General features: G+C 59.8%; 16 protein-coding genes and 1 pseudogene. 7 read left to right on the forward strand and 10 right to left on the reverse strand.

Going from position 1 to position 24008, the window contains the following annotated elements; genetic code table 11:
- Both V1278_RS00005 and V1278_RS00010 read left to right on the forward strand, forming a co-directional pair.
- The coding region (locus tag V1278_RS00005) for a hypothetical protein (RefSeq protein ID WP_334379218.1) at nt 1–212 on the forward strand (212 nt) is incomplete at its 5' end.
- Between the two features lie 151 nt (nt 213–363).
- Nucleotides 364–996, forward strand: a complete 633-nt coding sequence (locus V1278_RS00010) for a LabA-like NYN domain-containing protein (protein WP_334379219.1) — start codon at nt 364–366, stop codon at nt 994–996.
- Between the two features lie 179 nt (nt 997–1175).
- Here V1278_RS00010 and V1278_RS36765 read toward each other — a convergent pair whose 3' ends face one another.
- Complete coding sequence (locus tag V1278_RS36765) at nt 1176–1508, reverse strand: diguanylate cyclase domain-containing protein (protein ID WP_442893701.1); 333 nt, start codon at nt 1506–1508, stop codon at nt 1176–1178.
- Nucleotides 1509–2742: 1234 nt separating this feature from the next.
- On the opposite strand from V1278_RS36765, the gene V1278_RS00015 reads away from it, so the two are divergent.
- Complete coding sequence (locus V1278_RS00015; RefSeq protein ID WP_334379220.1) at nt 2743–3096, forward strand: hypothetical protein; 354 nt, start codon at nt 2743–2745, stop codon at nt 3094–3096.
- Nucleotides 3097–3500: 404 nt separating this feature from the next.
- Here the strand turns inward: V1278_RS00015 and V1278_RS00020 are convergent, their stop codons facing one another.
- Nucleotides 3501–4886 (reverse strand): DUF2252 domain-containing protein, encoded by a 1386-nt coding sequence (locus V1278_RS00020; RefSeq protein WP_334379221.1) that lies wholly within the window; start codon nt 4884–4886, stop codon nt 3501–3503.
- 1439 nt (nt 4887–6325) lie between these two features.
- Here V1278_RS00020 and V1278_RS00025 point away from each other — a divergent pair.
- Nucleotides 6326–6505 (forward strand): hypothetical protein, encoded by a 180-nt coding sequence (locus V1278_RS00025; protein WP_334379222.1) that lies wholly within the window; start codon nt 6326–6328, stop codon nt 6503–6505.
- Between the two features lie 470 nt (nt 6506–6975).
- Here the strand turns inward: V1278_RS00025 and V1278_RS00030 are convergent, their stop codons facing one another.
- Nucleotides 6976–10380 (reverse strand): glycoside hydrolase family 113, encoded by a 3405-nt coding sequence (locus V1278_RS00030; protein ID WP_334379223.1) that lies wholly within the window; start codon nt 10378–10380, stop codon nt 6976–6978.
- 902 nt (nt 10381–11282) lie between these two features.
- Between V1278_RS00030 and V1278_RS00035 the strand changes: the two genes are divergently transcribed.
- Entirely contained in the window at nt 11283–11711 is a 429-nt protein-coding gene (locus tag V1278_RS00035) for a hypothetical protein (RefSeq protein ID WP_334379224.1), read from the forward strand.
- Between the two features lie 767 nt (nt 11712–12478).
- On the opposite strand, the gene V1278_RS00040 is transcribed toward V1278_RS00035, so the two are convergent.
- Nucleotides 12479–13411, reverse strand: a complete 933-nt coding sequence (locus V1278_RS00040) for an alpha/beta hydrolase (protein WP_334379225.1) — start codon at nt 13409–13411, stop codon at nt 12479–12481.
- Nucleotides 13412–14113: 702 nt separating this feature from the next.
- Between V1278_RS00040 and V1278_RS00045 the strand changes: the two genes are divergently transcribed.
- Nucleotides 14114–14275, forward strand: a complete 162-nt coding sequence (locus tag V1278_RS00045) for a hypothetical protein (protein WP_334379226.1) — start codon at nt 14114–14116, stop codon at nt 14273–14275.
- 822 nt (nt 14276–15097) lie between these two features.
- On the opposite strand, the pseudogene V1278_RS36770 reads toward V1278_RS00045, so the two are convergent.
- The 5 genes and pseudogenes from V1278_RS36770 to V1278_RS00070 form a co-directional block, all read right to left on the reverse strand.
- Nucleotides 15098–15491, reverse strand: a pseudogene (locus tag V1278_RS36770) (GTPase); the annotation flags it as partial.
- A 109-nt stretch (nt 15492–15600) separates the two neighbouring features.
- Nucleotides 15601–16242, reverse strand: coding sequence for a septal ring lytic transglycosylase RlpA family protein (locus V1278_RS36775; protein ID WP_442894615.1), 642 nt, complete (start codon nt 16240–16242; stop codon nt 15601–15603).
- A gap of 492 nt (nt 16243–16734) precedes the next feature.
- The gene (gene ltrA / locus V1278_RS00060; protein ID WP_334379227.1) at nt 16735–18066 is read right to left on the reverse strand and encodes a group II intron reverse transcriptase/maturase; all 1332 of its coding nucleotides are present in this window, start codon (nt 18064–18066) and stop codon (nt 16735–16737) included.
- A gap of 612 nt (nt 18067–18678) precedes the next feature.
- Nucleotides 18679–19695, reverse strand: coding sequence for a methyltransferase (locus V1278_RS00065; protein WP_334379228.1), 1017 nt, complete (start codon nt 19693–19695; stop codon nt 18679–18681).
- Between the two features lie 25 nt (nt 19696–19720).
- Nucleotides 19721–20701: a Bug family tripartite tricarboxylate transporter substrate binding protein gene (locus V1278_RS00070; RefSeq protein ID WP_334379229.1), complete on the reverse strand. Its 981-nt coding sequence runs from the start codon at nt 20699–20701 to the stop codon at nt 19721–19723.
- A 162-nt stretch (nt 20702–20863) separates the two neighbouring features.
- Here V1278_RS00070 and V1278_RS00075 point away from each other — a divergent pair, with 162 nt between their 5' ends.
- Nucleotides 20864–22414, forward strand: coding sequence for a winged helix-turn-helix domain-containing protein (locus tag V1278_RS00075; RefSeq protein ID WP_334379230.1), 1551 nt, complete (start codon nt 20864–20866; stop codon nt 22412–22414).
- A 521-nt stretch (nt 22415–22935) separates the two neighbouring features.
- Here V1278_RS00075 and V1278_RS00080 read toward each other — a convergent pair.
- Nucleotides 22936–23988, reverse strand: a complete 1053-nt coding sequence (locus V1278_RS00080; RefSeq protein ID WP_334379231.1) for an IS110 family transposase — start codon at nt 23986–23988, stop codon at nt 22936–22938.
- Nucleotides 23989–24008 lie beyond the last annotated feature (20 nt).

Genomic DNA, 24008 nt, shown 5'->3' on the forward strand with positions numbered 1-24008 from the left:
TATCTGGCGGCAGCCCGGCTGCCTTCCGACCCCTGCATGACGGCCTGGCCCTCGGTCGTGCAGAGATGCCAGCGACATGCCCGGCCGCGTTTTCTCAGGCAGATCTCAAAAAGCGGGAGTTGGTCTGGCATCGCTATGGTCTGTCTGTGCTTCGCAGCGCGAGCTCAAGTGTTCATGAAAAAGGTTTTGAAACTACCAACAATTGGGAATAGCCCCCTCGTCGGAGCTCGGATTTTTGAGCGTTCCAAAGAATGCTAGTTAGCGGCACCAACTAAGGCCGCCCCAACCTTAACTTCAAATGCTTCGTCAACAGAGCCCATGCGGCGCATGCCCCGCATCGGAGCCAATTCGGGCCGCGCCAGAATGTCGTCCGCGTCCACCAAGATTGCGCTCTTCATCGATGGGCCGAATCTTTATGCCAGCGCCAAGACGCTCGGGTTCGATATTGACTACAAGCGCCTGTTGAAGGAATTCCAGGGTCGCGGCACGCTGCTCCGCGCCTTCTACTACACGGCCATCATCGAGGATCAGGAATTCTCCTCCATCCGGCCGCTGGTCGATTGGCTCGGCTACAACGGCTACACGGTCGTCACCAAGGCGACAAAGGAATACGTCGACGCTTCCGGACGCCGCAAGGTGAAGGGCGACATGCACATCGAGCTCGCAGTTCATGCCATGGAGCTTGCCGGACAGATCGACGAGATGATCCTGTTTTCGGGCGACGGCGATTTCCGCACGCTGATCGAGGCGGTGCAGCGCCGCGGCGTCCGCGTCACGGTGGTCTCCAGCATCGCCAGCCAGCCGCCGATGATCGCCGACGAACTCCGCCGCCAGGCGGATATCTTCACCGACCTGACGGAGCTGCGCGCCAAAGTGGGCCGGGACCCGTCCGAACGCCCGCCACCGCGTGAGCGCGGCGAGATGCGCGCGCCGCAATTCGTGCAGCGCGAGCCCGCCACTCGACCGCGCGGGGACGCCGACGAATTCAATGGCTGATTGCCGTTTCCTCCGTCTGCGCGACCCCTGGGACCAGGCCGCGATTGAATCCTCAATACGTTCGCCCCCACGATGCGATCGCGCGCTCGATGTTTGGCCGCATAGAGAGCGAGCCTGATCGGCCATGCATGACATTAGCCGGCTCCGTTTCACCGTGGACATTCGGCCGATGCTGATCGTTACGCAAGCCGAACTCTCTTTGTTTGAGATTTCCTTGGCAGGGCCTGCCGAGCTCTTCCGCATATTGGACGGAGCGCAGCTTGGCTAACCCGGTCATCAGAATCGCAAACTCCTCCCCCCGAGCCTTGCCACGAGCATCCGTCTTCGCTCGGCAAGGAGCGCAGTACCTCCGAGATCGCGATCAGCACTTTTCTCCGAACATGCCCGAACCGGTCATTGATCGCCTTAAAGCAGTCGATGTCGCACGTCAGCACGGAGGTCCGCATCGCGCACCTTGGACAAGGCCGATTCGGTGGCCTGATCAAGGCCCGTCGGTTGAGTAACCCGGTCAACTGATCGTGCGGGAAATTCGCTGCACTTCGGCCCGCGTCAGCGCCAGCGTCCGCGCACCCGCCGCAAGGCGACGAAGTTCTACCGGTCTTCGTCGAGTCGTCTCCTGCGCTCCGCCTCGAAGTCCAGGATCACCTCCAGGCCGGCACGCCCGCGCGTGAGATCCATTCCCTCTCTGACGTGACCGTGCAGAAGCGGGTGCCTGTTCACGCACACGCCGGTCAGCATTCCCTCGGCTGCGAAGTCGGCTATGAGAGAGCAGATGTGCGTTTCTGTTTCCCGAAACGCTCGCCGACCATTCACATCAGTGAATGGCGCTTGAATCAAATGGCCGCAGATCGCTCTGCGGCCCTCCGGAAGAAATATACTCTGCGTACTGAAATTTTCAGCCCCGGTGCTGCTCGAGCATTACCACCAAAGCGGGTCCTCTTTCCTCACCGTGAAACTACGGGCACCTCGTAGCATCCATAGGCTGTTCGGGCCGCGCGCCGCAGCCATCGGTGATCTTAGAAAGCCGCGGGGGGACCTGCTCAACCAGACCACGACATGCAATTTCTGAAGTTTCGCGTCCCGATCGAGCAGATAGTTCGCATCTCTTCGAAGCGACTGGTGCCAGCGCCCGGTCCGCATGTTCGCCGAGCATCTTCCCGCAATACGGCTCTCCTTGCCAGTCACCGGGTCAGACATGGTGCAAGAATGCCGTGAGGCCGATTCGTGGAGCGGAGGATCGAACGTTCGCAAATGACCAAACTCTATCAACCTACCGTCACCGAAAGTAAGTTAAAAAAGCCATCTTCTCGCGCCAGCACGATATCTCACTTGAACAAGCCTGTGAACTGAAGTCGAAGATTTGCCGTGCTCCGCGACACACTCTACGAAGCCGCTGCCAGGCTTTTGCCGCTCTTGATCGAGCTGCCATCGAAGACAACACCCCGGCGGCTCCAGTCGCCAGGGCCAGGTCTCATCTTGCAGATTTCGCGCTTAGGCCACCCGCTGGTTCTTAGGGGACGGTGTCTTGCAAATAGAGGGGCAAGGTCGCCGCGGCCAAAGATTCGAAAGCCGACTGTTCTTCGGTAAGACGCCTTTCAATGAACTGGCGCTCAAAATCCGTTAGCTTGGTTTCCAGCAACTGCCGGTAACGTTGCACATTGTTGCGATGCGTTCGCAATCGAGCAAAATCTTCCTCAGCTCCAACCCTTCAAAGCGCGTATTTCTAACTGGATATGCCCAGACGCAATGAACAACCAACCCATATCGATTTCAAAGGCCAAGAAGGCGATTGCGGAGTACAAGAAAGCGATTGGGCGCCCGGATGGGATGGCGGAGCTGTCGACATTTTATTGCGAAGAGGCATTCGGCTTCCTGGAATCCTGCAGCATGGAAGATGAAAGCTACTTTGTTGCTCTGATCCGCATGTATGGACGGTCCCTCGAATTCGTATCAAGCCTACCCCTTGCCGAACGCGCCAACTACCTTGAGCGTCTCGACAAGCTTAGATCACGCGCGAGGAACGTCGGCTGGGGGGTCGAGGAAGAACTCAATGGCCTTTGGTACGCTGCCGCCCTGGACGAACCCCACCAGGGTGAATGACGGCTAGTTCTGTCTGTCCGCAGTTGATGAGGGACCTCTTTTTCTGCCGTTATCGGGGGAAAACCGGACGTGGCGCGGACTTCGCGGCGACGACGCGGATGACGCGGAGCGGACGTGACCGGGCCCATGGAGCTGGTGCCGGACATCGCCGTCATCTTCGGCTTGGTCTGATCGGGGCTGATGTTCATTTCCGCTGCGCTGAACGTGATCGTCGCCCTTAACTTCAACGTGGGGACCTGGCATCGTTCATGTCTATGCTATTGTCAGCAATCGCATACGCCACCAGGGCGAGACTGCCAACATCGAGCAGAACACGAGCAACAAGGGCTTTTTTCAAGGGCGCCGGGTCAGGAGATCCGGCGACACCTGAAATCAAGTAGATCGAAGATCAGCCCCGCTTGGCATTAGGCGACCTTTGCTTTCTTGACCGTGATCGTCTTGGCCGTTTTCGCCGGGCTCTTTGCATTCACCAGAGCGGCGTGATCGAGGATCGTCTGGTTGGCATAGGCCATCGCGAACGATGCGATCGCATCGTCGAGTACCTCGCTCTTGCCCGCGTAGCCGGCGATTGCGGCCGGATCGCCCGACCGCGCGTGGGCGCGTGCGAGGGTGCGAGCGCATAGCTGGGCGTAATCCGAGAGCGCTTCCCCTTCGCTGATTTCGCTAACGCCGCCCAGTCTGCGGTTCTTCAGCGTGCGGACGTAGAACTGGTGACCGGAGTCTTCGTCCTGTGTATAGCCGAGGAAGATATCGCTGGCCGCCTGCATCATCTGCTGGCCCTCCACAACCCGGCGGCCCTGGTTTCCCTTATAGGCAAGCTTGCCGCCTAACCGTTCCAAAACCGAGCGCTGCGCTTGTTTGACCTGCAGGAACAACGGCTCGTTGTCGTCGGTCATGAACAATGCCACGCAGCAGAACGTGCCGACAGATCCGACGCCCACCGCCTTGAAAGCGAGATCCTTCATGGTGAAGCGTTCGAGCAGCCGCAGTCGATCCGGATTGAGCCCCTTGCGATACGCGGCGAACACACGTTCTACGCCGAGCTTGTGTCGCGCGTCGGCTTTGGGATCTAAATGGAAGATGGTCGGCGGCTTATCGACAATCCTCGGATTGTCGCCTCTGACGAGATGCGGGAAATTGTCGTCCTTTGACAGGCCCTCACCGCGCACCTTAGCGATCACGCCGGCGAGCTTGCGGCGCAGGCCCCCGTTGCCGATCCGGTCGATCGCTTGTTCGAGGTCGATCCGGCTGTGCCAGATTTCGAGCGGCGACAGCTCGGCGATTGCGGAAATGTGCGTCCGATAGGCCTTGACGGTCGCAGCCGCGATCGCGCGGGCCTGCTTCTTGTTTGTGCCTGCGGCCGATGCTGCTACCGCTACGCTCGCTGCGAGACGCTTCAGATCGACGGTGAAATCGACGCCAGGCAGCGTCTCATCAAAATCGTTCACGTCGAACAGGATATTGTCCTCGGGAGTAACGAAGGCGCCGAAGTTCATCAGGTGGCTGTCGCCGCCTGCCTGCACCGGTATTCCGGCCACTGGCTGGGCGGCCAAGTCCGTCGCCATCACCGCCGCGGCGCCGCGCAGGAAGGCGAACGGGTTAAGCGTCATGCGCGCGTAACGCTCCGGCACAAGCTCCGGAACGCGATCCGGATCGCTCTCGGCGAGAATTGCAACGGCATTGCGCGACATCGATCCTTTAAGGTCGGCATGTGCTTCTCGCGGCGTCTTGCGTCGGAGCGCTTTGCCCGCTTTGAACCGTTCGGTACGCGAACCCAAAGTGACCGTCATCTGGAAGTCCGTCGATGAAAGCCTCACGCTACGCGCCGCCGGTCCACATGATCAAGCTGACCGAAACGCGAGAGATCACGCCTTAAAATAAGGAGACCGTCAAGCGCTCAAGGTCAGTCATCTCATCTCTCGCAGAGGGCTATTTCGATATTTCGTTCCAGTTAGGAACATTCCCCAATGCGAATAGTAATCCATTCATCACGATCACTCATGTCATCGGCTCCTTGCGTGGCATTCATGATTTCGGCCCAACACTGGGGCTGTTCTCTAGGGTTTGCGAAGCTGATGTAGGTTAGCAATCCGCCGACAACCATTAAATTGAATTTTAGATTTCGGTGCCCCGGCGCCATGCACGAAGTTAAGGTCGGGGACCAGACCACGAACGTGCTTGCCATCTACGTCGTGGAACAGACAAACCGCTGGCAACGGCGTGGCCGCCAAAATTCATATTGAGACAAAACTGGGTCCAATCTCCGTTTTGGGTTCAACTGAGAAACACTCAGAACAAGCGGATCTTCCGCTCATCTCCTAGAAACGGACGTTGGTTTAGCCGCCCCAAACATTACGCGGATCGAATGTTATGGAAAATTCGACGAACGACCGCTTGGCGCCAATAGCGGCGGCGCGCGCGCCATCATGCTGGATTGACCGAGCGCTTGGTGGCTTAGTCGATACGCGCAATCAGTCGAAGAGCGGCGCGAGCGGACTCGTTCGAGGCTTGGAGGTTCCTCGACGAGTCCGCAACCGCCGCCGCTGCATTGCCCCCACACACGCGAAGCCTACCCTTCATTCCGGTTGCGTCTGTACGATACTGACCACAAAGGAACGGAATCCGCGTCGATGTGGCATTGCGGTTACGCCTCCTCTCCGGTCCCTGTGAAGAACGGATGCCGCAACGCCCTCCGCCCACTGAGCCCGAAGTTCAATTTCGGCAAGCAACTGCGGCTCAATTGCAGATGCCGCGATGAGCTATTTGCGATATAGGTGTTCACCCATTTAGCGGATGCGTCGTTTTTACCACGCACCGGTCGAAGCCCTAAACCGCTATCAAACGTCCCCGGGGGTATCGGCTAATTTACGTCACGACCTAGCTCAGGCCGTTCTTCCGCGTGATTACGTATCGTCTTCGTTGTGACCATATCGTCGTAATTGTTCGCGAGACGCAAAAGCCGTTGCTTAATCAACGGGTCTGCCTCATCTGCAAGATCCCGCAGGACGCGCGGTCTATCCCTATAAAATCGGTCATCCATGCAGGAATGTCCCCTCGAAACGCGAGTCATGCCCGTTTTTTCCGGCCAAAACAGTGATCTAGTTCACACATTTGAATTTCACGTGGCGAAGTCGCATTCACATTCTCGCAATGTAGTCTTGTTCATTATCGCCAACGTTGACGGTCATGATAGAAGCCCGGCTCCGCCCCCGTACGATTCGGAGAAAGAATGGCAAAAGCTAAGAAAGTAGTTCGCCGCGCGTGGACAAAGGACGATGTTCGAACAATGAAGACGATGGCAAACGCAAAGTCAGGTGTCGCCAAGATCGCAAAAGCGTTGAAGCGGACTCCGGGTGCGACGACTGTTATGGCAGCAAAGCTTGGGATATCCCTATCGATGCGCGACTAAGAACTTGCCGCTTTCAGAAACTATTTTCTGACCTAACATCCTGCCCCCGATAGCGCTTCACGTTGGCGCAGGATATACTACGGTGTTGGGACCTCGGGTGGATGATCCCCCTCGTCCTTCTGCCGGTAAGCAGACCAAGCCCAAAAGATAGCGCACACGAGTACAATCGCGCTTCCTGCGACCACTAAGATGGCACCCAGGATAGCCATTGCGGTCTCCCTTTGGTTTCTATCCTAGCTTCATCGTCTGAGCGCGCCACAGTGAGCCAACGTCCGTCATGGCACCTAGCTGACTTCACGGGTTTGGCGGATGTCCGCTTTGCGCCGATTGTGTTGAAACATCGTGGCGCGTAGCTTCAATCCAGTTTCCACACCGATCGCGCGCTGCGATTTGCGTCTCTTGCTACAGCTTGGGAGGATTTCGCATGAAACAATGGCTGCTCGCGGTGATTGCCATTGTTCTCTCCCGTTCTAGAGTACGAAGTCCGCTGCTGAAAGTGTGAAACGGCCGACCAAGTCGATCTGGAATTCCGCGGCCGCATCGGCATCGATGCTACCCTCCACGATTGTGTGCTCGATGCCGTTAGCATCCATCTCGTAGTGGTAGCCGAGTTGGCCGCGCCCGAGCTGGCCCACGCCACCGACGACGTTGGCGATTTCGCCAACGAACACGAACTCGGGGTTGCCGGCCTGGCCGCCGTTGGCGTCAATTCCACTCAGACCGATGCGATCGGCCGCAGCCGTAAAATCGGTGATCAGATCCCGATTGGCGCCAATGCCAGCGGCCGCGGTGCTTGCGAATACGAAGGTGTCGTTGCCTGCTCCGCCGGTAAACGCGTTGCGCGCAGTGCTGGCCGTGATCGTATCTTGGCCGGAGCCTCCCGCCACGTTCTCGATGGTAGTCAAAGTATCGATGCCGATCTCGCTGCTGGTCGCCGTACCCGCTGCCAGGTTGATGATAGCGTCAGCAGCGAGCCCGGCGAGGCTGTAGGTGTCGCTCCCGCCATTGCCAGCGTAGCTGTCGTTGCCATCGGCCGTCGTGGCAACGAACGTATCGTCGCCCGCTCCTCCGCCCAGGGTGTCATTTCCACTGAGGCCAATGAGCGTGTCGTTACCGCCGGCGCCCGACAGCGTGTCAGTGTTGCTGCCGCCGGTAATTACGTTGGCCAAACCGTTGCCAGCACCATTGAAGCTGCCAGGGCCGACGTAGGTCAGGTTCTCGGTATTCGCCGACAAAGTATAGGCCGCGCTCGCCGCCATCACGGCGTCCGTACCTGCGTTCGCGGCTTCGATCACGACATCGGACGAGTTGTCGACATAATAGGTGTCGTTGCCGTCCAGGCCGACCAGCCGGTCGGCGCCTTCCGCGCCATCGAGCACGTCATTGCCGGCGCCACCCGTAATGGTATTGGCAAGCGCGTTGCCGGTGCCCGTGAAATCTCCGGTACCGACGAATGTGAGATTTTCGACATTGGCGATCTCGGCAAGCGCAAACGCCGCGAGCGCCGTTCGGATCGTGTCGGTCCCTTCTCCAGCATTCTCGACGATGACGTCCTCAGAGCTGTCCACCACGTAAGCGTCGTTACCTGCCCCGCCGGCCATGCTGTCTTGGCCTGCTCCGCCGTCGAGCAGGTCGCTGCCAGCAGCGCCATCGAGCACGTCATTACCCGCGAGTCCGAACAGCGTATCGCTGCCGCCTAATCCGAAGATCGAGTCTTTTTCAGCCGTTCCCGTCAAAGTCTGGCCCGCGTTATTTCCGGTAATGCTGACGCCGATAACATTTTGAGCTGCCACCGCGATCGCTTGCGTGTCGGTGCCGCCGCTACCGTCCGAAACCTCGACGGTGACCTCATAAACGTTATTGCCGTCCGCATCGCTCGGCGCTTCGAAGTCTGGTGCCGCAGCAAAAGCCAACGCTCCCGTCGTCGCATCAATCGTGAACCGGGACGCGTCCGCGCCACCGATTATTGCATAGCTCAGTGTCTGCCCGGCGTCTGGATCAGTTGCCGTTATTGTCGTGACCGCGGTGGTGTTCTCAGCGACCGGAACGGACGCACTGTCGCCGCTACCATTGGAGGTGATGACGGGAGGATCATTCGCGATTTCGCTGACCGAAATCGTCCCATCGGCAAACTGGAAAATCTCCACGTTCAGTACGGTATCGCTGCCGTCTGCGGAGCCGGAGCGAACGCCAGTGACCGAATAGCTCCCGTTCGCGTTCAGGGCAATGCTGTAGTCCGCCCGGTTGCCGGAATAGACTGCCGTATCAGTATCAGCACCGCCGTCGATCAGATCGTTGCCGGCGCCACCGGTGATTACGTCGTTGCCGGCTCCGCCATCGATCACGTCGCTATCGGTCGACGCCCCGACGAACCAGTCCTGATGGTTGGTCGTGTCAAAGTGGATGGTGCGGACGTACAGATCGAAGGTGCCGGGGGCGCTGGCATTGGTGCCATCGCTCGGAGTGAGCGCGACCCCATTGATCGAAAAGTCCTTCACGTGCAGCGCCCGTCCTGGGGTCGCATTGACGAGATTGATATCGATGCTGGTGACCGGTCCGGTCGCCGTATTGTCAAAGGTGACGGTGTAAGTCTGATAGCCCGAGGGGTCCGTCGCCGGATGGAACTCGATAATGCCAGACACGGCCTTGCCGTTGACCAGAATCTGCGCCTGCGCGCCGATGCCGCTCACGACCGAGCCCCAGCCGGTCAATGTGACGGCCGTGGTCGAGAGCCTTGCGGTTGTAGCAGGGCCACCAACGATCACATCGTCACCGGCCCCGCTGCGAATGACGTCGTCACCGAGCCCGCCATTGATGACGTTATTGCCAGAACCGAGATCGATCACATCAGCGACAGGGGATCCGTTGACGGTGAGGCCGGGCACGGTTCCTTGGCCATTGAAATATTGTGAAACCAGCGCCTCGGCAGACTTTCCCATCACCGAATAGCCGGTGCTGTTGTACTGGTTATTGAGATCCCACTGCCAGAGTTCGACACCCTTGAACCAGCTGCCGCCGTTTGCGGTCCAGACCTGGAAAAACGCATTGTAGGCATCGGCCTGCGCGCGCTCATTGGTGGTGCCGCTCGTGGTCCATGAGCCCGGCGAAATCGCAGTACCGTCGATGCTGCGGTAGCCGACTTCTGTCATCAGGACCGGCTTGTTATACTGCAGGGACAGCGAATGCAGGAAATCGACTGGCGACTTGTACTCGAATGCAGCCGCGTAGTACGGGTTGAACGGCACCTCGCTCCAGGCGTGAATGAGATCCTGGACTGTCGGTGTAGTGCTCGACGTCAGCGGCGGATAGGTGTTGACGCCGACCGTGTCGAGCTGATCCCAGAAGCTTACCTTCGAAGCCTCATCCGTTGCCGCCGCATAGGTCAGTTCGCCCTGATAGACCTGGCGCACGGCGCTGATGATGTCGGTCCAGTAGGCGCGATACTGGGAGCCGGTCAGGCTGCCCATCTCGTTGCCGATGACAAACGTCTCGACACCCCCCTGCTGGGCGATCGTCGCAAGATGCACGATCTCGGTCTTGTAGGAGGCAAAGAAGCTCGCAGCATCTGATGGCGCCAAGGCATGGGTCGGCGTTCCATCGAGCGGCGAAATCGCCGCCTTGAAGACAACCGACAATCCCGCAGCGTGAGCCGCCTGAAAGCCTGCGAGCAGGCTCGTGTCGCTCTCGGTCTTGGCGGGATCGGCAAAGACGGACGTGCTGGTCTTGCTCTGGGTCCAGATCCGCGCGGTCAGCGCGATCGAGTTCGAGCCAAGCGAGGCAATTGTCTGGAAGGCCTGAGCTGCTGATAGACTGGAGAATTGTCCGTTCCACTCGGATAATGCGCCGAAGCCCTGTACGTCAAAAATATTCGCCATGCATCCCCCGTCCCCGGCCTGCAATTACGTCATATGAAAACCGCGCGATAATTACACACGAGAGCAATGAACGAATCGAGCCAGAAACTAGATTGCCGTAGTACTACGGCCCAGCAGCCCTCCTTTCCGCACGCGAACCCTGCTGTTGTCCACCGCTGCGGTTACCACAACGCTATTGCATGTCCTAAAGATGTAAGCTGGCGCCAGCGGCCAAGCCGTGAAACGCCCGAACGAGCCAATCGGCTCTCATTCGACCTCGATTCGGGGCCTGGCTCAGCGGTTGGCCGGCGTTCGCATGCAGCCTCGATCTCTACGAGCCACTCAGGGATGATGGGCGAGCTCGGCGACAACGAGAGTGCTTGCTGGCGCGCTGCAGTCTGCGACAAAAGGTGCTCTGCCCTGAAGGACGCGCGCAACATCACTGATAGAGCGAGATGGATCGAGATTCGCGCCTACTACGACGCCTGCACCTCCGGTGAGTTAGCCCCGCGGGGGTGTTAAACCTCCACGGGTTCATAATTCGTGAATTGAGTTTGCCGCTGACCGGATCATGCTTTTCTCGTTGAGCAGGTCCAGCTTAAGGATGCCATGGTTGTGCATCTCGGCGCTACGCTACTCGCCGCAATGCAAGGATGCGCAACGTTTCGAGCCGAGCTGACACGGTCCCAAAGGCATTAGTCAGCCCCACCTTCATCTTTTTGCGACACGGCAGTGCCGCTACCCGAATGCTCTTGCCGCTGGTGCGACCGCCCGCGATGAGCTGCTTATCGAAGTTTCGGGATCCAGCACGCGGCGGAGCGCAGCTACTGGCTTGTTCGCGAAGTACTTTCATTCGTCAGGTTTCTGCGGCCTCGCGATGCCGTGCGTGGCCCCCCATGTCTCAAACTCCGGGAGGGAGAGACGTGCTGAAGCGCTCACTTATGTCGTTCATGGCGACTGCTGCGAGCTTCGTCTTCATATGGTCGACTGTCTGGTTTGTTCTGGATGCTGATTTGCATTCGAAAAAGGCGAATGCCACTCCATCAACCGGCGTGCGATCCAGGGCGATAGCTCCCGAGCCTTTCAAAATGCCCCACGCCGCCAACCAAATGACGACGAGGATACTTGCGCTGGAGCAGAAGAAGCATCTCGCTTTCTGGATCTCCGTTCTGAAAAGCAAAAAGCAGGCTTGTGATGTTGTCGTTCGAACCTTGTATCAAGGCGGCACCGAATCCGGCGTCGATAATTGGAGCATCGGCTGTCAGAACGGTCACGAATATTCGATAAGTATTAGCCCGGACGCGCAGGACTCAGTTTGCACCCGAAACGCTTTCGCCCGAAGTACTGAATAGCGCCTGGTAGAGGAGGAGAGCGTTTCAGCGCAGCGACATCACCTCTACATGCCAGCGGCCATCCGCTTGTGTGCGAGAATTATCACGACGATGACCCATTCCGGTAAATGTCGAACGCTTTTACCGGCGGACTTGATCAAGGTGATGGCATAACGCGCGGTCACTGCCGCAGGGTAAGCGCGTTCATGTGGGACAGGAAAACACAATCCGCGCCTCCTCCCTGACTGCGAGGGCCGGTGGCCCTCGATTTTTTCAGAATGGGCTCTTATCTTCACGACAGTAGGAGCATGAGAAGACGGGTGTACTCTTTGTTGTCTTGAGAGAACGCACAGGTGAGGTCCGCTATTGGCGGATACTGTTGAAAAACTCGGGAACTGAACAAGCCCGAAAATCTCGCAGGGTCGTGGCGGTCGCTATCTTTGGCCCTCAGAGCCGCTTCAGAGGCAATACGAGCCGTCAGCTGCAATTGCATGAATCGACGCCGTTTCCCCACGTCTCTGCTCGACGGACTCCTCGCAAACAGTGTTTTTCAACAATATCGGCACCTTTCGGAAGTAGCTGGTCGACCTGACGATGTCAGTTCATTGAAGGTGAACGGCCCTAGCTGGGGCGCGCCGCGAGATCTCCTGATGGACCCAAACCGGACTCTCGGCGCTTCTCAGTGCAACTTCTTAAAGGCGCATTGCCAAGTAGTCGGCACCCAACGACGCGACGCGACCGTCGTGATCGAAATGGCGACACTGCTCCGCGAAGAGGGCGAAGAGCTTTCAGTTTGTCAGGCGCGCCCTATCGAGGAAGAGTTGCACCTCATGGAAAAGTTGGATCCGATTCTTCTCCAGCATAAGCAAATGGGTCCCCTCGCCAAGCATGACAAGCCGCTTGTCGGGGCCGCTCGGCAGTTTGCGGAAAACGGCTTGCGCGCCCTCGGGAGGGGCAAGCCCATCCCACTCCGCGACGATCACCAGCGTAGGGACCTTGATCTGCGCCGGATCATAATATGGCTTGCCTGCCTGCCAGTAATTCCTGTTGTCCTGAAATACGCCGGCCGGGCTGCGCAGCACCGGAGGGGTCTGTTTGGAGCCGACGGGATCAGAGGCGATGGCGGCCGCCGCCCACGCCTCGAACCCCGGTATCAAGTCGCGCTTTCGATCATCGGGTGCGCCGGCTTGCAGGCGCTCCCGCGTGGGCGGGGCCGCAACGTAGGCGCCCAACGGAGGGAGCGCAGTTTGCGCGGGCGGCGGGGCTTGCAGCCATACAGGCGCATAGAGCACGAGGTTGTCGACCTTGTCGTTGTGGTCGGCGGTGTAGGCGCCGGTGATGACTGCGCCCCATGACCAGCCCACGAGACTGAGCTTGGCGACGCCTCGCCGCTGCAGGATGAAAGCAATGGCGGAGCCGACATCCCTCACCGCGACATCGGTCGTGACGATGGGAGGATTACTGGCGGCCGGTTGGTCCATTTCCGGCGGCCGCGTCGATCGACCGTAGCCGCGCACATCCACCAGATACACATCCCAGCCGCGCTGGGCGATGTGGTCCATCCAGGATAGTCCTTCGAGCGGAAAATCGAATGTCGCCTCGCCCGGCGAGGTCGCACCATGGACAAACAGCAGCGTTTTCTGTGCTGTAAATTGCGTCATGTCCTCCGGGCGCTTGTTTCTGACGTACAACTTTATCCAAGGATCGACAGCGTCGATCATGAGGTGCTCGGTCAAGAGTTTCGGAGTCTGATCGGCCGCTCTGCCGGATGAGAACGCTGCGAACGTGGTCAAAGCCGCGGCCGTCAGCAACGTGACGATTTGTGCTCTGTAAGACATCGCTCTGAGCCTCTAACAACGGTGAAGTTTGGCGGTCGATGTTCGTTCGCGAAGTCGCGGCTCATATGGCCGCAAGTGCAGGCGATTTACCTTCACTCTGCCGCGCGATCACGCGCAGACCGTCGAGTCATATCGGAACCGATTAACCCTCCGTCAGGTCTGGGTCCGTTACAAGGCAGTATGTCTGCCCAAACCTCGCGATGGCATTTCTCGACCGGCAGCAAACAGCGCTAAGTCGGCTCTTGGCACTTTTGAGACTTGCCGACCGGCCCTGACGATGTCCGTTCACCGGGGTACACCGGAAGTCTTCGTCGGACGGTGAAAACGACGCTTTTGACCCGAAGCGGACGTGGACGGCGGGGGCCGCTACGTCCGCTGCTGGGAGTAAAGCGGCCGCTGCGGGAGAAAAGCGATCGGAGCGCCAAGACTGCACCGGCAGCGTGACGCTCGGTCATACGACTGCGGCATTGTGATTGCTGCAATAAGGAGAGCAACGGCTGCGATTGCAGACAAGATCAGATGCGCTCCGGAACCATTTCAGCGAGTGTCCGGTTAGTCCCTGGGGCCGATGGAGGAACCATCGCCATGAGGATCGAATATCTTGCTGCAATTGCGATAGTTGCCGCTGGTGCAGGACTGGCGGTCGGCTCGCTGCCGCCCGAAAAGCAGTCCACGCCTGCCGCCGCCCAATTGGCGGCCCTGTTAGCTGAGTCCGTGGATCCGTTTTTGCATCGGTCCGGTGGCTAATACCCGCCGCCGGGTCCCCGTCCCTTGCGCGCTCCGCAACCTTTCGGGGACCGACCCTCAACCGCACCACGCCGCGCGAGCGGAACGGAGTGGCGGGACGCCAATGCGATATCTCAAGCGGGCAATCCTAGTTTTGGCATATGCGCTGATAGCACTGCCCGCGTTTGCTCAAACCTGTTGCCCCGCCGGCTGCACGCCAGAGGCCAATCGGTGCGTGACCACGGGTCCGCTGTGGACCAGATGCATTCCCATCGCCTGCGCTGAGGATTCTCGAAGGCCGTCCGCCGGGTCCCCCGACCCGACGCGCGAGCACCAAAAAAGCGCGGTGCTCGCCCGCCCGCTGCGCACAGCGCGTACTTACGTAGCCCCACGTCAGATCCCCCCGCATTGCCCATTGATGACTCCAACCAAAGCACAGGTCGACGAGGCGACCAATCAATGCGTGAACGCGTTGACCCGAAGTGCGCAGTTGCGGGATTGCTTTTTCGAGGACGATGCCGGCAGGGCCGAAGACAAAAGAACTGGCCTGAGCTGCCCGGATCGTCAAGCTGCGCTTGCTAAACAGTGTCTCAAACGCTGCGCCAACTACGCATCAGATACGACCCATTTGGTGTGCACCGGCAGCTATCCGAACACCGTCTGGCATATCTCCTTTGGAGATATCTTGGCCGACACTGGCAATTCCGCGCGCGTAGACCTTTGCGGGCCTCCGCTGAGAAGCACCTTCGCGAAAAAGCCGCCACCGGGTTGAGAGTGATGTAAGGCGCAAGAGCAACGGCCTAGTCTATGCCGTGGCAAGGTCGACCACGGCTTCAACAAGAAGTCCGCCGCCGATTTGCCGAGCGAGTTGGTGTCGGGGAAGACGTGGCAGCCGTGATTGAGGTCGATAGTACCTAGATGACCGCGGACATATTGCGGCCGCCGCGTGTACCAAGCGGGATATTGTTGTATCGCAGCTTCGACGCGGTGCCGCACGTGGCGTGAATTCAGCACCTCTTCCAGCGTGGCACGAAACGCCGCAACTAGTTGCGTCGGCAGGTTGGAAATAAATCCGACGGTGTCTGACAGCATGGCCTTGCCGCCATGTGGCAGGCTCAGCACGCGTAAGGTTAGGATCCAGCGTTGCAAACAGCATGTCGGCTGCCTGGACGTCGGGTCGCGTGAGCCGGTTAAACAGCGTCGACTTGCCGGCGTTGGTGTAGCCGACCAGTGCGAGACCCATAAGAGACATGGTGGAGACTGCTATCGAAGGATGACGCACCCGCGGCTCATCTCCTGATACTTTGTCTCTCCATTCTTGCTGCGAGACACTTCCCCTAGCAGACTTATAGTACCTCAGCGCGAACCTGGGCCACGCCGCGGTCCGTAATTCCCAAACTGCGCGCAGCGCCGAGCGAAAGGTCGAGGACGCGGCCGCGAACCCAGGGTCCCCGGTCGGTGATGCGAACTACTACGGACTTGCTCCTCGCAAGATCAGTTACACGAACTTGTGTGCCGAACGGCAGGTTGCGGTGGGCAGCGGTCAGTGAATCCCGAATGAACCGGGAACCACTCGCTGTTTTTCCCGTCGGATATGAATAGTAAGATGCTTTTCCGGAAAAGACCCGGTTTGATCGAGGGGCTGAACGATCTTCCGCACGACGGGTCGTCTCTCCTCCAGTCGGAGGTAGCTCTAGCGGATTTTGCCTGGTCTGGTCGAGTGCCTCGGGAGCCGGTTCTGCGTGCGCTTTTGGAATGATAGACCATCTGTCATTGAAGGTCTGTGCTGCAGCAAAATCTACGTGTACGAACAACCAAGCCGGGACTGTCGCAATTGCGACTATTCCAAAAATAAGACGCATGGGCGGCCTCACAAACAAATGGAAAAACAAATGAACAATGCAAACTCTTGAGGCTCCGTTCCTGCACATGCAGAAATTCTCGTGGCGGTAAAAGGTGAATGGATACCGATGCTTTCCGACTATCATATGGTTTGATGCTTAGGCGCACCGCAGCAAGAAACGCCTATTTCACTCGGTATTGCCTAGTTGAGAGTTTGTTGCTCCTGATCCGACACGGTGACAGCTGTCTCGATGCAGCGCATGCGCTCACAAAGGGAAGGGCAGATTTAGATAAGCCACGACAAGGCGCAGCGCGACACCCTAAATGGCGCCCCATCTATTACGCATTGCTCCTGGCCTCACTGCACGCGCGACATCTGTTGTTGGCACTTTTCGGACCTGTCGCGCCCCCGGTCCGCGATGTCCGCTGATCGGTGAAGAGCAGAAGTTCGCCGCGCGCTGTCAAAGAGCCGCGATTGGGTGGAGTCGAGATGTGGCGCGGTGGCTTTAGGCTGCACATATCTGTTGCCGCCTCTTTCGTCTGGCGGTGCCTTAGTGGTGCAGCCGTGACTCCGTTTCCACATCCCGCTCGTCGAACCGGACAGGCAGATCTCCCGCATCCGGCTCTCGGACAAGACCTCACGCCTTCGCCCACGGCCGGTCGCGGCCAAGCGCGGTTAGACGTACGAGCCCAAAGTGCCCGTAAAGGTGCGAGAGTGGATAGGTGCCGCCCTTGCGTCGTCTGACCTTGTGCTTGATGCGCAACCACCGGCGCAACCGCACAGCAGTGTAGTTGTCGATCGCGCGATACGCCTTAGTGACGGTGCCTACATTGAAGTAGTTCGCCCATCCGCGCAGCGTGCGGTTCAACTTCGCCACCAGCTCTGTGGTGTCTTGCCCTAACCCGGTTCGAGCCGTCAACGCATGAATGGTTTCCACCATGCGCTTGATGCTTTTCTTCGATGGCCGGTACCCCAGGCGCGCCTGGCCGGTTCTCGCTGAGTACATCCGTCCGAACGAGTATCCCAGGAAGTCGAACTCTCCTTCCGGGACCTGGCAGATTCGTGTCTTGTCCTCGTTGACCGTCAGCTTCAGCTTTCCCATGATCTCGCGCAGTCGCGACAAGGCTTCTTCGGCTTTGCCCCGCCGGCATAGGATCACGAGATCGTCGGCATAGGTCACGATGCGAGTGCCGAGGCTTCGCTCGAGACCGAGCATCTTCCATCCCAGCACAAACCGGCGCATGTACAGGTTTGCCAGCAGTGGCGAGATCGGTGAGCCTTGCGGGATGCCGCGCCGGTTGTCCCGGGCTTCGGTCGTGCGTGTCTTCCGTCCTCGATCGTCGGTTTCTTCCACAGGACTTTCCAGCCACATCTTGATCAGATGCAGCACGCGTCGATCCACGATCCGGCGCGCCACCGACTTGAGAAGGTCGGCATGCGGAATGCTCCCGAAGTAGTCCGCGAGGTCGGCGTCGACGACTTCCGGGTGACCACGGAACAGCAGCGCTTCCACCTCGACCACCGCCTGTTGGGCATTACGCCCGGGACGGTATGCATACTGCTCCGGTGGAAGATCGGCCTCAAAGATCGGTTCCAGCACCAGCATCGCTGCCGTCATGCAGACCCGATCGCGCAAGGTTGAGATGCCCAATGGTCTGAGTTTGCCATTGGCCTTCGGTATGTACACTCTTCTGATAGGGTCCGGTCGATACGTCTCCTGCCTGAGCGCAAGCGCCAGTTCGCCAAGCCACCGCTGCACTCCGTACGCCTCGATGTCCGCAAAGTCCTGACCGTCCACGCCCGGTGCGCCCTTGTTGGAGCGGCATTGAGCATAGGCATGGGCCAAGATGTCTTCCCGGCTGATCTTGTCGTACAGGGCGTAGAAGCGGTAGCCGGCTTCTGCCTTCGCTTTCGCGTGCAACGCCGTCTGCAGTTTCTGAACACTCTTCGGAGTTGATAGGTTGCCCAATCCCCAGGTCCCTCACTACGTCTTGCGTTCGTCTTGAACTGAGGTCCCTTCCCTCCCCCGGCGTTACCCGGCTTCACCAGTACTACGAACCCCTCCGCATCCCCACGGCGCCCGGCCTGTCCCTCGCGGGCGTCCGGTTGATCATCCCTGACCACGTCGTGGGGCCTCCCGTGTTGCGTACGCTTTCCTTGTGTACATGCTGTCGCCACTACCCCGGCACAGCGGCTGGGCGTACTTCGCTCATTCCCCCAGCCGTATCAGCCTTCCCCGAAAGGGTCGTCGGGTCGGCCTGCGCATCGTCCTTTTCGAGGCTTGCTCGGCGTTCACTCGCGTTACGGCCTGCACACTCGCGCTGTCACCAATGCGTGACACGCTAATCGAAGGCTTCAGCCATTTCGTTACCTCCATGACTGCTCCGATTGCTTCCGGCTGGAGCGTTTGCCAGGTGGGGCTTGCACCCACTGGAAAGCGCCGCCTTTACACGGCGCACACCCGAAGCGGACGTCCCGGCAGGGCGGAAATCGTTCCCGTTATCAGGAAAATCGGCTTTGTCATTGAGCGCGGCGGTACGCACAATCAGTGTCCTCATGCGCCACGACAGACAAAGCCTCCTCAATTACCAACTTTTCTGAATTGGACTAAGCTGAACGGGCCGATATCAGTCGTCCCTACGAAAGCGAAGCCGGCCAAGACGGCCAGCCTGCGATACTCAGCTTCCGTGCGCTCGCAGCCGCCGGGTCCGCGCAGCATGTTGATGTCGCTCATGACGCAGGAGCGGTCCTCGGGGTCCGTCGTGGCAAGCTCCGGCATGATCCGCTCGATGACGATCAGCGTCCCGCTGGACGGCAGCGCGTCCCGGCAATTCTTCAGGATGATCTCGCAACGATCGTCCTTCCAATTGTGGAGGATGCTCTTCATCAGGATGGTGTCGGCGCCGCTTGGGACCACTTCGAAGAAACTGCCGGCGACGAACCGGCAGCGGCCGGCGATGCCGAGCCGATCGAAATGCGAGCGCGCGTCTGCCTCGCAGCGCGCAAGGTCGAAGGCGATGCCCTCGAGATGCGGGCTGCGCTGGAGCACGCCGCCGATCAATTCGCCGGTGCCGCCGCCGAGATCCATGACGACGCGCGCGGCCGCGAAGTCGTGGGCCGCAACGATCTTTGGGACGATGGTCCGCGTGAGGCTGACCATCGCAGCGTTGAACCGGCGGGTCCATTCCGTCGCATGGCCTGTCACCGCATAGCGATCGTCACCGTCACCGCGCAGCTGCGTCGCGGTCTTGCCGGTGCGAACCGAATCGGCCAGTCCGCTCCAGGATTGCGCGAGCATCTCGCCCTCAAAGAGAACCCAGTCCTTGAAGGATGGGTCGGCGGTCTCGTCGAGCTGCCGGCCGAGATCAGTCATAGCAAAACGGTCCCCGTCGGCCTGCCTGCAGAGGCCAAGTGTCGTCAGGCCGACCAGCAGTCTGCGCAGCGCACTTTCGTCGGCGGACACCAGCCTGGCGAGTTCGGTCGCCGATTTCGCCTCATCGCCGATGGCCTCGGCGAGATTGAGCTTCGCCGCCGCATAGATCACCGCGGTGATGCGATGCGACTGCACGAGATCATGCACGGATGCTGGCCGGCTCATGTGTTGCCTCCTGTCAATGCCGGGCTCAATCGGGCGGGACGAACCCCGTTGCCTGCACGATCGCCTTCCACCGGTCGGATTCGGATGCGATCAGCCGGGCGAAGTCTCCCATGGCGATCGCGTCGGGCTCGACGGCCAGCTTTGCCATGCCGGCCCTGACCTCGTCGGTGCGCAAGGCCGCCTGGATCGCGGCATTGAGCTTGTCGACGATCGATGCCGGCGTATTCGCCGGAACGAAGAACGCGAACCATGTGAGGTCCTCGAGCGACGGATATCCAGCTTCCCGCACCGTCGGTACCGCAGGAACAAACGGGCAGCGGCGCGGCCCGGTGGTGGCCAGCGCACGAATATCTCCAGACTGGACGAGTCCGAGCGAGCTACCGATCGGCATGACGGTCGCTGCAATCACGCCCTTGACCAGATCCTGAATCGCGCCACCGCCCTGATAGGGCACGTGAAGAAAATCGAAGCCCGCGCTGCGGCCCAGCATCGCACCGAGAAAATGCAGCGGGGTTCCGGCGCCCGGCGTGCCATAGGTGGCGAGCTTCGGATTGGCGCTGCACCAGGCCACAAAATCTGCCAGCGTCTTGACGTCAGCCGGTACCTTAGGACCGACCGTCAGCAATGTCGGGGTCGAGGCGACAGTCGACACCGGCGTGAAATCCCGCGGCTGGTATCTCAGCGTCTTGTAGACGTGCGGAAAGAACATCATGAAGCCGAGCGGCGCGAACAGTATGACCGACCCGTCGGCGTCGGCCCTCTTCACCGCCTCCACCGCGATGCGACCGCCCGCGCCTGGCCGGTTCTCGACCACGATGGTTTCCGCATAGCCGCTCATCTGGCCGGCCATGAGCCGCGCCAGCCCGTCCTGCAGCCCGGGCGTGAAGCCGGTCAGGATATGCACGGTTTTCGCGATCGGCTGTGCAAGCGCCCGCGGCACAAGGTGCGCGGCGGAGAACGCAGCAGCGGCCGCCGACACCGTCAAGACATCACGACGCGTGATCATCACCTGTCTCCTATCCTGATCTGTCCGGCGTTCTACCGTTGGGTGTATCACACCAGGGATGGACAGGCTTGGTCGCCGGCTTACTTTTTCCTTACCGGCAGCTTATTCTTGCGCCGAAGCAACGGAACGCCCGGCGATGGACGGCGGCTGCGGGGAAGTGGCTTGCGCTATTTCTTTGACAATTTTTCACTCGATACCGACCGACGCGAGCTTTGTCGCGGGCCGGAGGTCATCGCGATCGCGCCGCAGGTATTCGACCTGCTCGGCTATCTGATCTGCAACCGCGAGCGCGTCGTCAGCAAGGACGACCTGATCAGCGCGATCTGGCAGGGCCGCACCGTCTCGGACGTCGCTCTGACCACCCGCCTCAATGCGGTGCGGAAGGCGATCGGCGATTCCGGAGACGAGCAGCGCCTGATCAAGACCTTTCCGCGCAAGGGCGTCCGCTTCGTCGCGGCGGTGCGCGAAGCGCCGACGACAGCAACCGTCACCAGCTCGCCGAGCCCCGCGGCAGGCAAGCCGTCGCTCGTGGTTCTGCCCTTTGCCAATCTGAGCCCCGATCCCGCGCAGGATTATTTCGTCGACGGCGTGACCGAGAGCCTGACCACGGATCTGTCGCGGATGGCCGGCATCTTCGTGATTGGCCGCAACACCGCCTTCACCTACAAGGGAAAGCGTGTCGATCTGAAGCAAGTCGGCCGCGAACTCGGCGTTCGCTACGTGCTCGAGGGCTCGGTGCAGCGGGCTGGAAGCCGTATGCGCATCAACGTTCAGCTCATCGATGCCGAGAGCGGCAACCATTTGTGGGGCGAACGTTTTGACAAACAGGTCGCCGACCTCTTCGACATGCAGGACGAGATCGGTGCCCGTCTTGCCAATCAACTGGGAACCGAGCTGGTCACGGTGGAGGCACGGCGCGCGGCGCGGGCGCCGCATCCGGATTCGATGGACCGGTATTTCCAGGGCGTGGCGTATCTGAATCGCGGAACGGATCCCGCAAGCCTGTCGCAGGCGCGCCCGTTCTTCGAACAAGCCCTCCGCCTGGACGCCGCGAACGTCGAAGCCATGGTGGGCATGGCCGACGTCGATACCATGTGGGCTGCCTCCATGCTGATTGACCGGAGGGCGCCTATGCGGGTGGTCGAAGCGTCCTTGGGCAGGATACTTGCTAACACGCCCAATCACGCGAGGGCGCATTGCCTAATGGGCGTCGTTCAGATTTTCACAAAACGCGCCGCCCAGGGCATTGCCGAATGTGAGCGGGCGTTGGCGCTGGATCGAAATCTGGCCACCGCCCATGCATGGATCGGACTTGGCAAGTGCAATCTGGGTCGGGCCGAGGAGACTGAAGCCCACATCATGGAAGCATTCCGGCTCTCTCCCCGCGACAACAAAGCCTCTTCCTGGATGAATACGGCAGGCGTCGCGCAGTCATATCTCGGGGCCGATGAGGCTGCCGTTCACTGGTTCAAGCGATCAATCGAGACCAACCGGAACATTGCCCCGTTCGTGCATTTCTATCTCGCTGCGGCGCTGGCTCATCTCGGGCGGGGCGAGGAAGCACGGGCTTTTGTGCAGGCGGGGCTCATCCTCGCTCCTGATTTCAGCATCGCCCAATTCCACGCAAGTTCCCCAACTGACAATCCGACCTGTCTCGCGCAGCGAGCTCGTATCGCCAAGGGTCTACTCAAGGCAGGACTTCCCGAGGCGTGAATGGCGAGCAGGTAGTCGAGGCTGAGGGATCGATCTTGCGAACTTCTGCTGTTGGCACTTTTGAGACTTGCCGACCGGCCCTGACGATGTCCGTTCACCGGGGTACACCGGAAGTCTTCGTCGGACGGTGAACACGACGCTTTTGACCCAACTGTATGGACCGGCCGTGCGTTGCAAGCTGAATCTTGAGAGTGGCAGTGATTGGTCTTGCGCTTCTGTATCCGGCCCTTGGGTGGAGCAGATCGTTCCTGGCCATTATGGATATCCGCGCGCGTCCGATCTCATTCTCGGATAGGCCCTCGGAGGCCAGTTGGGTCACCAGATCACGAACGCGACGGCGAGACCGTTCTCCATCTCCTCAAATCCAACTCGCAGACCTCGGCGGGTGTCCTCTACTACCAAGCGGCTCGGGGATTAACTGAAGCCATCCCTTCGGAGCCACCGTCGCTCGCTCGCCTTGATAGGCGAGCGACGGGGGCGGAGAAGGGTGGCGGTCATCCCTTTGGTGAGCCAGAGCGAGCTCATATCGCTGCTCCGCTGAGACGTGCCTCGTATACACGATCTTGTACAAGCACGCTCCATGCGATGCGCGCCAGCTTGTTGGCTAGAGCTGTAGCCAGCACGTTGTGGTGCAACCGTTGAGCCGCGGCGGCAAGCCAAGGTCCAAAGCTGTGTTGCATCCAGTTCTTTGGCCGCAGCAGAACGACACGGGCGGCCTGCAGGAAAAGCATGCGAAGATAGCGATTGCCACGTTTGGTGATGCGCCCGAGGATGGTTCGATCGCCGGTGGATATCTGCTTTGGGATTAGGCCGAGCCAAGCAGCAAAATCGCGGCCGCGTGTGAAGGCAGTTCCGTTGCCGATCGCAGCGACCACCGCGCTTGAGATGATCGGGCCTATGCCCGGTATTGTCATCAAATGCCGACAGGGCTCCGTGTTCTTGGAGAGTGCTTCGATTTCGTCAGTCACAGCCTCGATGCGATCGTCGAGGCGGCGCCAGTCTTGAGCTAGATCCTCTAGGATGCGAACCATCCGCGGTGACAGGACGTCTGTGCGTTGGGCTAGGATGTCCGGCAATGCATGGCGCAACCAGTAGAGCCGTTGCCTCACCGTGATGCCGTGCTCCAGGAGAAAGCAACGGATCTGATTGATGATCGCGGTCCGCTGCCCCACTAGGCGGTAGCGCACACGATGCAACGCCTGAAGATCGAGCTGTTCGTCCGTTTTCGGCGGTACGCACCGCGTCGTGGGGCGTTGCACGGCTTCAGCGACCGCATGCGCATCGCGAAAATCATTCTTGTGGGTCTGCCGGAAACGCTTGGCGTAGACCGGCGGCACTTGTCTGACGTCGTGGTCGAGGGCAAGCAGTTCGCGGGTCACATAGTGCGTTCCCATGCCCACCTCTATCCCGATGAGACATGGCGGCTCATTCGCAAGCCGAGACACAATTTTGCTCCGTGCCACTTTCTCGCGCAGCACGATCGCTCCTCGTGCATCGAGGCCAACTAGGTGCAGTGTATTCTTGCCGGGATCGATACCAATGGAGACGACTGCGGTGTTGGATTTACGCGGCATGGCTCGGTTCCTTCTGCTAT

The organism is Bradyrhizobium sp. AZCC 1577, from assembly GCF_036924575.1.
Lineage (GTDB): Bacteria > Pseudomonadota > Alphaproteobacteria > Rhizobiales > Xanthobacteraceae > Bradyrhizobium.

Coding starts and splice junctions, on each gene's coding strand:
- V1278_RS00010 (WP_334379219.1), top strand. CDS start 364: ATGTCGTCCGCGTCCACCAAGATTGCGCTCTTCATCGATGGGCCGAAT.
- V1278_RS00015 (WP_334379220.1), top strand. CDS start 2,743: ATGAACAACCAACCCATATCGATTTCAAAGGCCAAGAAGGCGATTGCG.
- V1278_RS00020 (WP_334379221.1), bottom strand. CDS start 4,886: ATGACGGTCACTTTGGGTTCGCGTACCGAACGGTTCAAAGCGGGCAAA.
- V1278_RS00025 (WP_334379222.1), top strand. CDS start 6,326: ATGGCAAAAGCTAAGAAAGTAGTTCGCCGCGCGTGGACAAAGGACGAT.
- V1278_RS00030 (WP_334379223.1), bottom strand. CDS start 10,380: ATGGCGAATATTTTTGACGTACAGGGCTTCGGCGCATTATCCGAGTGG.
- V1278_RS00040 (WP_334379225.1), bottom strand. CDS start 13,411: ATGATCGACGCTGTCGATCCTTGGATAAAGTTGTACGTCAGAAACAAG.
- V1278_RS00045 (WP_334379226.1), top strand. CDS start 14,114: ATGAGGATCGAATATCTTGCTGCAATTGCGATAGTTGCCGCTGGTGCA.
- V1278_RS36775 (WP_442894615.1), bottom strand. CDS start 16,242: ATGATAGTCGGAAAGCATCGGTATCCATTCACCTTTTACCGCCACGAG.
- V1278_RS00065 (WP_334379228.1), bottom strand. CDS start 19,695: ATGAGCCGGCCAGCATCCGTGCATGATCTCGTGCAGTCGCATCGCATC.
- V1278_RS00070 (WP_334379229.1), bottom strand. CDS start 20,701: ATGATCACGCGTCGTGATGTCTTGACGGTGTCGGCGGCCGCTGCTGCG.
- V1278_RS00080 (WP_334379231.1), bottom strand. CDS start 23,988: ATGCCGCGTAAATCCAACACCGCAGTCGTCTCCATTGGTATCGATCCC.